The 12,455-nt window shown below is 63.4% G+C and carries 10 protein-coding genes; 9 read left to right on the top strand and 1 reads right to left on the bottom strand.

Annotated elements, in window-relative coordinates:
• Positions 1–67: 67 nt before the first annotated feature.
• The 3 genes from ACSMFO_RS16325 (at position 68) to ACSMFO_RS16315 (ending at position 2,577) form a co-directional block, all read left to right on the top strand.
• The gene (locus ACSMFO_RS16325; protein WP_199755014.1) at positions 68–433 is read left to right on the top strand and encodes a hypothetical protein; all 366 of its coding nucleotides are present in this window, start codon (positions 68–70) and stop codon (positions 431–433) included.
• Between the two features lie 670 nt (positions 434–1,103).
• Entirely contained in the window at positions 1,104–1,859 is a 756-nt protein-coding gene (locus tag ACSMFO_RS16320) for a DUF5753 domain-containing protein (protein ID WP_125734572.1), read from the top strand.
• Positions 1,860–2,346: 487 nt separating this feature from the next.
• Entirely contained in the window at positions 2,347–2,577 is a 231-nt protein-coding gene (locus tag ACSMFO_RS16315) for a hypothetical protein (protein ID WP_436459329.1), read from the top strand.
• Positions 2,578–2,623: 46 nt separating this feature from the next.
• On the opposite strand, the gene ACSMFO_RS16310 is transcribed toward ACSMFO_RS16315, so the two are convergent.
• The gene (locus ACSMFO_RS16310; RefSeq protein WP_436459327.1) at positions 2,624–3,355 is read right to left on the bottom strand and encodes an ESX secretion-associated protein EspG; all 732 of its coding nucleotides are present in this window, start codon (positions 3,353–3,355) and stop codon (positions 2,624–2,626) included.
• Between the two features lie 5 nt (positions 3,356–3,360).
• Between ACSMFO_RS16310 and ACSMFO_RS16305 the strand changes: the two genes are divergently transcribed.
• From ACSMFO_RS16305 to ACSMFO_RS16280, 6 genes are all read left to right on the top strand, one after another.
• Positions 3,361–3,840 (top strand): hypothetical protein, encoded by a 480-nt coding sequence (locus tag ACSMFO_RS16305; RefSeq protein WP_436459325.1) that lies wholly within the window; start codon positions 3,361–3,363, stop codon positions 3,838–3,840.
• Between the two features lie 11 nt (positions 3,841–3,851).
• Positions 3,852–5,756, top strand: coding sequence for a TniQ family protein (locus ACSMFO_RS16300; protein WP_436459324.1), 1,905 nt, complete (start codon positions 3,852–3,854; stop codon positions 5,754–5,756).
• A gap of 336 nt (positions 5,757–6,092) precedes the next feature.
• Positions 6,093–6,800 (top strand): NUDIX domain-containing protein, encoded by a 708-nt coding sequence (locus ACSMFO_RS16295; protein ID WP_436459322.1) that lies wholly within the window; start codon positions 6,093–6,095, stop codon positions 6,798–6,800.
• 55 nt (positions 6,801–6,855) lie between these two features.
• A complete protein-coding gene (locus ACSMFO_RS16290; protein WP_436459320.1) occupies positions 6,856–7,743 on the top strand; it encodes a phosphorylase family protein in 888 nt (295 codons plus the stop codon).
• Positions 7,744–7,746: 3 nt separating this feature from the next.
• Positions 7,747–11,559: an nSTAND1 domain-containing NTPase gene (locus tag ACSMFO_RS16285; protein WP_436459318.1), complete on the top strand. Its 3,813-nt coding sequence runs from the start codon at positions 7,747–7,749 to the stop codon at positions 11,557–11,559.
• Between the two features lie 676 nt (positions 11,560–12,235).
• Positions 12,236–12,430, top strand: a complete 195-nt coding sequence (locus tag ACSMFO_RS16280; protein WP_436459316.1) for a hypothetical protein — start codon at positions 12,236–12,238, stop codon at positions 12,428–12,430.
• The last annotated feature ends 25 nt before the right edge of the window (positions 12,431–12,455 follow it).

The raw sequence follows: 12,455 nt of genomic DNA, 5'->3' as shown, positions 1-12,455 counted from the left end.
CGAGAGCGACGGGCGTGCGGCCGACCCGCATTCTGCTGCCGCCCACCTTCGAGCAGGGAGCGGGCACATGAACGCGTCCGAAGCGGAGCGCCGAGCGATTGAGGAGTTCCCGGTACTGCGCAAGCTGATCGATCTCCGAAGTACCGCCCAGTGGTCATTCTTCCCTGTCGTCACGGCGAGCGAAGTCACCGAGATCCGCGGAGTACGCGCCTGGGTGTACGGATGGGCCGACGCGCTACTGGTTCGCCACAGCAACGATGCCGCCGCGCTTCGGGTGAACCCTGACGACGAGATCGTGTGGCAGCAGGACGGCGGCCTCGCGGACGTTGTGGACCGATTGAACGAACTGCCGGCTCCGGAATCCTCCCGCGCCCCCTCCCTCGCCATTGCCCACGCGGGCCGGCTCCTCTGGACACCAGGTCGAAGTCTGTAGCAACGCTCGAGAGGATCGATGTTCACCAGCGGATACTCCTCGTCGACGCACCGCGACGAGGCACAGCGACCAGACAATCAGGCGTCGGGCAGGACGCATCCAGGTCACGGCATAGAAGGACGTGGATCGGCCGGCGCGAACGCAGCGTTCGACCTTGACTGGGCCTTGGTGAACCTTCCGTCTCGCGAGGTACGCGCACACCACATCTACGGGCCCCAATTACTGAAACGTGTTGCTCGCGAGTACGAGCGCGACTACAACCTCACCGCGGCGAAACTCGCAAAGAATTATGGGACGTCACCCTCCTGGATCCAGCGGGCAATCGAAAAGTCCGGCGTCGAACCTCGCCCCAAAGGAGCAAGGCGCAAGCCCAGACCATACACCGACGAGCAACTCCACGCCGAATACGAAAGAGAACAGAGATCAGTTCGAGCCATTGCCGAGAAATACTCTGTCGAGCTCAGCCTAGTATACCGAGACATAACCAGGCTAGGGATATCGCTGCGCAGCATCAGCGATCAGCGAAAGTTGGATCAAACGCAGATCAGCGTTCGGACAAAGAAAGACGTTCATGAGCAAAGATGACCCATCCCTCCCTAGTCGGGTTCTCGGCAGCGAACTACGCCGCATACGGAAGCGCGCAAAATATCAAGCGATCGACATAAGTCGCATGACCGGCATCGGGTCACCAAGCATTTCAAGACTCGAGAAGGGCGCCAGAAGACTGGACGACTTCGAGGTGGCGTTTATTCTCGGGCTCATCAAAGCAACACCGAGGGAATTCGCCGACGCGATGACTCTCGCAGGGCTTGCAGCCTCAAAGACTTGCACACTAGGGCATCCCGCAAGGTTCCCCGATCAAGTCGGCCCACTGCTCGCGATCGAGGAGCAAGCAGCGGAGGCGACGATCTTCGACCCCACCGGAGTACCAGACCTTCTACAGACTGAGCCATACGTCCGAGCAGAGCTCTCGGCGCTCAACATCCCCGTTCGCAACCATGAGTCCTTGCTCGCGGCACGAAAACTTCGCCAGCGACGGTTCTCTATCATCAATCACGTCCCAGCGACGTTCTATCTCCATGAACGAGGTTTGCGCCATCAGCAAAAAGAAGCTTCGGTGATGCGAGACCAGCTATTACAGCTGACCTTCATGGCATCGACAGTGCAATGTCAAATCAGGATCGTACCGGCGGATATTCCCGTTCCGGCCCCGCCTGGACCAGTAGGACTCTTTGAGGACTCCGAACTCCCGGCTCTAGCGAGGATCACAACCCCCTTCGCAACCATCTTCTCCCAGAACGAGAGCGAGGTCAGATACTACAGCGAGGAGTTCAAGAAGCTCAAAAACTATGCACTGGACGCAGATGAATCGATCGCATGGATGACTACGCTGGCCGACGACCTCCGGCCGCCAGCAGTCGACTAGTCCTGCCCTTCAGTGAAACCCTCGGCAGACGTCGCGGCGGGTAAACATCCCGAGCACCAACCACCTGTTCGCCAATGACGTGGACTTTGAAGCGCCGTGGCTCGTAGCCTCCGGCTTCCCTTGCCATGTCACTTGTCTCCACGCACCACTCACGCCCGGTGACACGCTCTCGCACCAGCCAGACAACACCGTTGGAAGGAAGCACAAACGCCATTCGCGGCATCGGTCCGCCGGATACAACAACCCGGCCGGCGTCGACCAGGTCTTCGCCCTGTTCACCAGAGGCAACGAGGTCCTGATCGAATTTCAAGCCACCCGTGGCGAGTATCCACAGTGGACTCAGTCGCCACGACAACCCCGCTCGCCACGGTTCTTCGCGCTTGTTGCGCCCACATCAGGCGGGGACGCCGCCTCTTCTCCGTGACATACCCGAATCTGGCCCGTCAACAGGTGTTCCAGCCTGAGACGCAGATCCTGCGAGGTGAACATGAATCGTAAGACCGCGGAACTGGCACGGGAGCTGAACGCTTGTGCCACGACCATTCCACCGGCTGTGACCGCGCTGCTCGCCGGCCGCCTGTCCGTCCAGGAGCAACGCGACCTCGCCGACCGCCTGACGACGGCGGCTGGGCTTCTCCGGACGTATGCCTCCGAGCAGGAGGCGTGGAACGCACCGAGTCCGGCGCCAGAACACCGCCTCGACGACAAGGACGGCTAGAAACCCGTTCTCTGCACAGGTTTCTCCAGGCGCCCCTACGCGAGTCTCAGGACCGCAACGCGTCAAGGGTATTGTGCAGGGTTTCGGTGATGTACGCCGGGCTGCCGGGTCCCCAGGCGATCTCGAGGTCGTCGGTTCCCGGTCGGAGATAGGTCAGGATCCTGCCACGGTTCGCGGTGTCGATCGCTGTCAGCGGGACGCTGGCGCGTCTGATCCCGTTCGAGCGGGCCGCGACGTAGAGCTGGTGGCTGGCGAGCCGCTTCTCAGCCATGAGGGTCCGAAGCTCGTCAGCCGGATCGGCAGCGGTGTAGTCGTTCTCCGTGTCCAGGGTGTACGAGTCGTCGTTCATACGTGTCAGGTACTCCGTGCGCGGCACCGCGCGCTCGGCGACCGCGGCTGCTGGATGACTCGGGAGCGCCTCGACGACCGACCGGATGACCTTGGCGCCTCGGGTCTGTTCCAGGGTCAGGCGATCGTCCTGCACGGTGATGAGGACTCCGTGTTTCCCGGTCGGCACGGCCGGCATCGACCGATCCCGCCCCTTGCGATCGACGGAGAAGCCATAGCACTCGTAGGGCAGCGAGGCGATTGTGAGCATCAGGTCGCGGAAGCCTCCGGCGATCCGGTCGCGCCGTAGCTCGTAAAAGCTGGGCTGCGCCAGCGCCTGCCGGGTCAGTTCCGCGAGTTCGTCTTCCGCATCGGGCTCGACCCAGACGTCGACCGGGCCGATCACCGGATGTACCGGCCCGATCCGCTCCCACTCCCACGCTTGAGCCACTGCTCGTGCTCATTGGTGTCAACATCCCCGGATCCGGACTGCTGCGCGAAGGCCGCCATGACCCACGCACCGGCCACTGGGCCTTCCCGCCCCCTCACCACCCCACCGCCGGGGAGGATCCGGCGACCCAGACCGAACGTCGCTTCGACCTCGTGCACCATCTGCGCTTGTTCGCCGCATCCGCCGGGATGCTCACCGGCGGCACCCTGCCCGAATATCTGTTCCGCCGCACCGGAGGCGTGGTCGGCCTGCTGGAGCGGCTGATCGAGGAAGGCTGCGCCGAGGCGATCGCCACCGGCACCGAAACCCTCACCGAAGACCTGCTCGACGAGGTCCTGGTCGAGCTCGGCAACGACCCGACCCGAGACGCCGCCGCCGGGGAGATCCCGCCGTCACCGGCACACACGCCGCGGCGCCGGCGACGGAACACGGTGTTCGACGACCGCGGCGTCCCTCTCGGGCAGGCCGCCTCGCCCGGCGCGTAAGGCCACCGGTCGTGCGCCCGCTGCCGCGCAGCCTCGATCCGCTGCCTGACGAGCCCCTCACCGGATTCCTGCTGCGCCTGGCGTACCGTCTCGACCTCACGCCCGCCCGCCTCATCGAACTCACGGGCCTTGGACGGTTCCCCGCCATCCACGAACTGCACCTGCCCGACGACATCGCGGCCACGTTCGCGCACGCCGCACGCCTAACCGCCACCGAAGTCCGGCAGCTATGCCTGTCCGGCTGGCAGGACCGGTATCCACCGCTGGACCTCGACTACCGCCACACCGACCCCGCAATCGGCCACCGCTACCGCGCGAATCCGAGCCTGCCGCCTGGGCTGGCGGGCTGGCTGTTCTCGCGCTCCACCCGTTACTGCCCGCTCTGCCTCGCCGACGACACACCAGACACCGGCACGCCAGTGATCGGACGGTGGCGCAAGCTCTGGCGACTACCGCCAGTCTTCGCCTGTACCGACCACAAGATCATGCTCGCTCACGCCTGCCCCGGATGCGGCACCGCGCTGCACGACCGGGCCAACAGATCGCTCAGCGCGATCCCGAGCGCCGACCGCCGCCAACACCCCGCCCGCTGCCGGGCTCACGCCCGCCGAACAACGGCTCCCTGCGCGGCAATGCTGACCGACACCCCCGGCGTCGCCGCCCCACCCGATCTGCTCGCCCTACAGCAGCGGCTCCTGAGCGGCCTGCACCTGCGTCCCGATGATCTCGACGGCGACTCCGACCACCGTCCCGCGCACGAATTCCTTTACGACCTGCGAGTGATGACCGCCCTCGTCCGAGCCAGCTGGCCACTGGCCAGCCACGCCACCACGTCGCCCGGCAAATACAGCCTGACAAGGCATATCACTGAACTGGAACGCCAGCACACCGGCGGGCGGAACGACGCCGTCGTCCACGCCGGGCTTCCCACTCAATCTGCCATCTGTGCCCGACTGCTCGCGCACGCCGAACATCTCACGATCGCTCTCGACGACACCGACCTGATCACCGGGCTTCTTCTGCACGCAGAACTACGGCCGGCATGGTTCCGCTACCTTCGGTCTGCGGTCCCGGCATGTTCAGCGCGGCTACAGGCTCTGCTCGAACCGCGGCTGCGCGAGCATTTTCCACCGCCACGCCCGGAATCCCGGACATCCCGACGATCCGGCATCACGCGCAGACCGCTCCGGCACACGTCGTTCGTCAATACCGCCTTCGGGTTCGAGGCCAGGCACGTGCCGCAGATCTTCGACGCCACGGTGATCGCACCACTAGCCGGCCTGGTCGGACCCGCGCTGGCACCGCGCCAGGTGCACCGATTCGCCGCTACCCGGCTGGTCATGGCCGCCGAGAACTGCTCGGCCCGCGCCGCGAGCACACTACTGGGCCTGCCAGTTCACGCGGGCGCCCACGCCACCGCCCAACTGCGCCACTGGGCCGAACGCCATCACCGAGCCATCGAACTACAGCATGCGCTCCTCGAGATTGCCGATCGGCTCACCGCCACAGGCGACCTGATCGACTACCAGCGTCGAAGAACCGCCCTGCAACACTGGCCCCTGCCTGAAACAGAGTGGAACACCCTCGTATCGTGGCAATTCGACGAGAACATCGAACACGGACCCACGTTCGCCAACTTGGGAGAACACGGCCGCCTAGTCGCGTCGATCGTCATCTGGACCCAGACCACCCACGGCGATCACCGCGCAACACCCCTGCTTCATACCCCGGACCGCCACGAGCGTGCCCGCTCACTCGCCGGCGCCGCATCCAACGTCAACAGTCTCGTAAAATTCCGCCGCGCGTCCGCTCGGTGGACTCATCTACTCCCCGTCCTCCTCGACTACAGTCGCGTGTTGGCCCACTCCATCGACGTTGGATCTGACCCGTTCGTCCCACAAAGTGCGAAGTGGTAACCGAACGCGTCACCAACGGTGATGTTTCGCCCCGGGCCTCTGCGCACTCGTCAAATTCGCGACGTTGTGACAATCAGGCAACCAGGTGGGTCAGGAGTAAACCAATTACAAAGCCGAGTCCAGCGGACCAGAGCACGAGGTACGCGAGGGTTCGTATCGAGCACAGGATCTTCATCCAGCCGCCCTCCAGGCAGATAGCTCGCGAGTCACCCGGAGGCGTTGACGCCGGCCGGGACACTAGCCACATTAAGGTCACCATGACAAGTACTGTGCGTCATCAGAAAGTAGCGCGCTGAACCTCTTTTAGTCAAGGTGACTAGAATGTATGGTGGGCACATGAGCAGGCGAGACAGGTTCCGTTACGCGGTCGCGGTCGACATGATCGTGCTGACGGTGCGCAAGCAAGCGCTACATGTGCTGGTGGTCGAGCGCGCCAAGAAACCCTTCCTCGGCAGGCTCGCGCTGCCCGGAGGCTTCCTGGAAGACGGCGAGAATCTCGACCAGGCCGCACACCGCGAACTCGCGGAAGAGACCGGCCTAAACGCGGGGGCACTGCACATTCAGCAGTTCCGCACCTACGGTGACCCGGATCGTGACCCACGGGGCCCGATCCTGTCCGTGGCCTACTTCGCGTTGATGCCCGATCTACCGATCCCGACCGCCGGCGGCGACGCCCGCGCCAGCCACTGGGCGAAAACCGACGACCTGCTTGCCGATCCCGCTGTGCTGGCGTTCGATCACCACCGAATCCTTGCCGACGCGGTCGAAAACGCTCGCGATCTGTTGTCCCACACCACCCTCGCTGCGACGTTCTGCCCGTCTGAGTTCACCATCACCCAACTGCGTGAGGTCTACGAGACCGTCTGGGGCATCGAACTGGAACCGTCGAACTTCCACCGAAAAGCCACTCGGGCAACCGGATTCCTCATCCCAACCGGAGACAAAGCCGCCAGCGGCCGTGGCCGCCGCGCCACCCTCTACCGGACAGGACCGGCAACTCAGCTACATCCCGCCCTGCTACGCGATCCCCATCAGAAAAAGTGAGCACCAGACGCTGTCGACGCACTGAACCCACTAACTTGAGCAACGGGGAGGACTCATGGCCGAGGACGCAAGCTTGGGCACCGTGGTGATCTGCACCGCGATCGGAAGTGAATACACCGCAGTCCGGGAACATCTAGCCGACCCGCTCGTCGAGCATGAGAGCAAAGGGACGCTCTACGAGGTTGGCACTTTCGCAGGTCGGGCTGGGATTTGGCGGGTTGCGCTTGCAGAAATCGGGATCGGCAATACCACCGCCGGCATCGAACTGGAGCGGGCAATCTCAGCGTTCTCGCCCCAGGTCGTCTTGTTTGTCGGCGTTGCCGGTGGCCGCAAGGACGTCGCACTGGGCGACGTCGTTGCGGCCGACGCGATCTACGACTACGACGCCGGAAAGGACACCGCCGACGCGTACCTGCCGAGATTCAAGACTCATGCGCCGTCCCATCGCATGGTGCAACGCGCCAAAGCGGTGGCCCGACACGGGAAGTGGCAGCGTCGCATCCTGCCCGACAACGGTCAGTCGCCCCAGGCCATTGTCAAGCCACTCGCCGCAGGTGGCACTGTGGTCGCCGACCGCCGGTCAAACACTGCGCGCCGACTCGATCAGAGCTGCGGAGACGCGGTGGGCGTCGACATGGAGGGGCACGGCTTTCTACACGGCGCGTACGTCAACGCTGGTGTCGACGCCCTTGTCATTCGCGGGATCTCAGATCTGCTGACCGACAAAACCGGATTGACCGACCGACACTGGCAGCCGCTGGCCGCGCGTCACGCCGCGGCCTTCGCCTTCGAAATCCTCACTCACCACACCCCATTGGCTGCCCCTCAGAGCATGGCGCCCGACCTCGGCCAGCCAACCTCGTCAATCACCATGACCGCTACTCCTTCGGATCACGGCAGGGTGTATCAGTCTGGTCACGACCAGTACATCACGGAGGCGTGAGCGATGGGTTCCAGCGAAGTCCCTGGCCCAACCAATCCGCTACCGACCGAAGGGATTCAGCTGCACGCCCGCGCGTCTGGGGACGCCCGCGTGCACCAAGCTGCCCGTGACCAGCACTTCCACTATGCCGACGGCGTGCGAGACCAGCGGCGAACCGATCCTGGCGCGCTCGTCCGAGAATGTCCCTACCCCGGCTTGGCCGCGTTCGGACCCGCTCAGACGCAGTGGTTCTTCGGGCGCGACAAGCTAATCGCCGAGCTGACCGCCCGCTTGGACCGGCGCCTGCGTACTGGCGGAGTACAGATGGTCGTAGCACCTTCGGGAGCAGGGAAGTCCTCGCTGTTACACGCGGGGCTACTACCGAGACTCGACCACGCCGCCCTCCCCGGCTCAGATCGCTGGCTGAAGCTAGTACTCACACCCACGGCTGATCCGATGCGAACCTTCGCCGCGCTCATAGCCTCACTCGACGGCGTGGAAGCTTCCATGAAGCCCGTCAGCCCACAACAGAACGTCCCCCGTCTGGTCAACGCACTGCGTGCTCATCGTGACAGCATCAGCCCCAACGCGCGGATTGTCGTCGTCGTCGACCAGTTCGAGGAACTATTCACCCTCTGCGACAATGACCACCAGCGGCGCGCCTTTATAGATCTACTGGTTCGGATAGCGGGAACCGCAAGCGAAACCGATATCGAACCTGTGGGCTTGGTCATCTTAGGGATGCGAGCAGATTTCTATGCCGCCTGCGCGGATTATTCTCAGCTTCGCGACGCGCTACAGGATAACCAATTGGTCGTCGGTCCGATGTCGACGACCGAACTACGCGAAGTTATTATATATCCTGCCCGCAACGCGCGCTTGGATATCGAGCCGGGGCTGACGGAGTTACTTCTTCGTGACATGGGCGCCATGGGCGGCACCGACAGCATCGCGACCACCACCTACGAGGCGGGACGACTGCCGTTGCTGGCCCATGCTTTGCGGGCCTGCTGGAGACAACGACATGGTTCCACACTCACTGTTCACGGTTACCAGAGCACCGGCGGAATCCAGCACGCCATCGCCAAGAGCGCGGATGAAGTATATTCCCGTTTCGACAGTGCTGGACAGCGCCTCGCGCAGTTGCTGTTTTTGCGGTTGGTCAAGATCGGAGACGGGACCGAGGACACTCGCCGGCGGGTGGACCGCGCCGAGGTCCTGAACACCAAATCCGACCCCTCGAGAACCACGGCCATCGTGGACGCGTTTACCCAGGCACGACTGCTCACCCAGCAGGAGAACACCCTGGAAATCACCCACGAAGCGCTCCTCCACAGTTGGCCAGAGCTTCGCCGCTGGATCGACACCGACCGTGTCGGCCGGCTGACCCAGCAAGACCTCGAGGAAGCCGCCTCACACTGGGCCAGGAGCGGCCGCGACCCAGCACTTCTTTACCGAGGGAGTCGCTTGGAGGCTGCAAGAACGTGGGCCATGACGGCACCGCCGAACGAAGTTAGCTCTGCGGCGCAAGCGTTCTTGAACGCCTCAACCCGAGCGCAACAACGCACGGTTCAGCGAAGGAAGATAGTTATTGCCGTACTCACCGTGCTCACGCTAGTCGCTTCAGTGGCCGCTGTCGTCGCCTTCCGGCAGCAACGTGAAGCAGTACACCAACGCGACCTGGCCGTTTACAACCAGGTCCTAGCCGGGGCCGACCAGCTTCGCACAACCGACGTGTCCTTGTCGGCCCAACTCGCGCTCGTCGCCCACAAGATGCGACCGGGGGACGAGACCTATTCCCGGATGATCACCGCAGCGAACGCCCCACTTTCCACACCACTGTCCGGCCACTCCGCCTCCGTCCTAGCTGTAGCGTTCAGCCAGGATGGCCGCACTTTGGCATCCGCCGGATATGATAAGACAGTTCGCTTATGGGACATATCCGATCCTTCTCGGGTAACCCCAGTGGGGACTCCACTAGCGGTATTTCTTGATGCGACCACCTCGCTGGCATTCAGCCCGAACGGTCACATCCTGGTCACTGGCAGCCTTGATTCGACAATACGCCTGTGGAACGTGTCCGACCCGAGGCAGCCCACACAACTGGGCGAGCTGCTGACCGACCACACCGGCATCGTGACCTCCGTGGCCTTCAGCCCGGACGGACGCTTCCTGACTGCCGCCGGAAGCGCACAGTCTGTACGACTGTGGAATGTGTCCGAAGCGGCGCACCCTAAAGCCCTGGGGAAGCTGCAGTCAGGCACCAACGACACCTTCACGATGTCAGCTACATTCAGTCCGGACGGGCAAACGGTGGCGACGGGTAATTCTGATTCCACGGTACGGCTAATAGATATCTCCGACCCGACCCGACCCGTACCCGTTGGACCACCGTTGAAAGGGCACTCCGATGCTGTCTCATCGGTATCATTCAGCCGGGACGGCCACACACTGGCCACTGGCAGTCACGACACTACGGTGAAGTTGTGGGACGTCTCCGACCTCGCGAAGCCGACACTTTTGGGCCGGCCATTTGGTTTCACGAACGTGGTCACCTCCGTGAAGTTCAGCCCGGACGGAAATACCCTGGCCACTAGCGGTTCCGACTCGACCGTCCGTTTATGGAACATCGCGGACATCAAATTCCCCGTCGCTCTGGGGCAAGTATTGACCGGTCACACCGACGTCGTCGACTCCGTGGCGTTCAGCCCGGACGGTCGCACCTTCGCCACTGGCAGCCGCGACACCACTGTGAGATTGTGGAACATCTCGTACTCGTCGCTGACGGGCGACAAGGGCGACATCTTCTCAGCGAGCTTCAGCCCAGACGGGCGCACGCTGGCCACTGGCGGCCGTGACGCCACCGTGCGATTGTGGGACGTATCGAACCCCGCCAGATCTACGCCCCTGGGCCAACCTCTGACCGGACACACGGACTCGGTGTTATCGATGGCGTTCAGTCGCGATGGTCGCACGCTGGCCACCGGCAGCCTCGATTCCACAGTGCGACTGTGGAACATGGCAAATCCCGCAAACCCCACGCCACTGGGCGAGCCCCTGGCCAACCACACCGGGTCTGTTTTCTCAGTCGCATTTAACCCCGACAGCCGCTTGCTGGCCACTGGGAGCCGGGACAAGACAATCCGACTGTGGGACGTCTCCGACCCGACCCAGCCGACGCAAGTGGGCCAGCCACTGACCGGCCATACCGGCGCGGTCGGGTCGGTGGCATTCAGCCCGGACGGCCACACCCTCGCCAGCGGCAGCGGCGACAAGACGCTACAGCTCTGGAACGTCACTGACGCCGCGCGACCCTCAAAACTGGGATCTCCACTGACAGGGCACACCAATCTTGTCAATTCGGTGGCATTCAGCCCGGACGGCCACACCCTCGCCAGCGGCAGCGGCGACAAGACACTGCGGTTGTGGAACGTTGCGGATCCGGCAAAAGCTGCACCATTGGGCCAGCCACTGGTCGGTCGTGCGACCGACTTCATCTCCTCAGTGGCATTCAGCCCGGACGGACGCACCCTCGCAGCCGGGAGCTCCAACAAGTCGGTACGACTATGGAACGTCACCATTCCGGCGTTGGCCACTCCCTTAGGGCAGCCTCTAACTGGCCACAACGCCGATGTCACAGCAGTGGCGTTCAGCCCGGACGGACGCACCCTCGTCACCGGTAGCACTGATCAGACAGCGCGGCTCTGGACACTGAACGCGGACGATGCCGCGAAACGAATCTGCGCGGCCACGCAAAACACACTCACAGCCTCGGAATGGCAACGTTACGTCGGCAACGATCTTCCCTACAGCCCACCCTGCGGCCCAGTTCGTTGACCCCGGACCCGGAATGCAACCCAGGAACCGGCTGCTACAAAGAGGATGCAGAACAGTCTCCAAGACAGCAGCACGAGCGTGGCGGCGTGCATCTCACCATGGTGGTGTTCCTTGACCATGGCCCCCTCCGTAACCTTATCGGTTGGCATCGCAGCACGGCTTCGTCAAGGTCGGCGAACAGCGGGACGACGAGGACGGGCAGGAGATCATCAACTAGATCCTTGTGAATCACCTGTGGTCAGGCTTGGAACTCCCGCTCATGCCGCGGTGAGTGCGTTCGGCCGTTCACTCAGCGAGACAGAACCGACGGCAGCTAAGCGTCACACTTGCCAACTCCCACGCTCAACTGGCCAACTCGGTCGCTCAGTCGCAGGCGCGCATGGTCAACAGAGCGACCAGATGACAACTTGGCCTGACATACGACAGAAACGGCTGTCAGTCACAACACCACACGCTCTGCTGTGGGGGGGGGGAAGCCAGCGACAAACACTCGAACATACGCACGAACTCTGTCGACGATCCCGAAGGCCTAACAGGCTCTCGTCAAGCCGAGTGGTCGATATAACACCAGGTAGTGAACTCGACACCACCTCGACCAGTGAGGCACGCGCAGCGACTGGCATGGTTGACTCGACTTGGTAACACGCTAGGCCGTAAGAGTGACCTGGGAGACACGGTGGACGAACCCGACCTGACCGGCGCGACCGTGTACGAAGCCGCCGACAAGCCCACTCTCGGCGGCGGCCGCTGGTACGTCCTACCCGATGACACCACCTACTACCAACCCTTCGACGGCACACCCCGCCCTGCCCTCGTCGCAGCGTCCACCCTTCGCAACATGCCGACCTGGACCGAAGTTCCGAACCAGTAACCCCGTGCGAACACGACTTCGTCCC

This window comes from Amycolatopsis sp. w19, assembly GCF_051373225.1.
In the GTDB taxonomy this organism is placed as follows: domain Bacteria; phylum Actinomycetota; class Actinomycetes; order Mycobacteriales; family Pseudonocardiaceae; genus Amycolatopsis; species Amycolatopsis japonica.
Note: the sequence above shows the minus strand (reverse complement) of the source record. Positions and strands in the feature narration are given on the sequence as shown.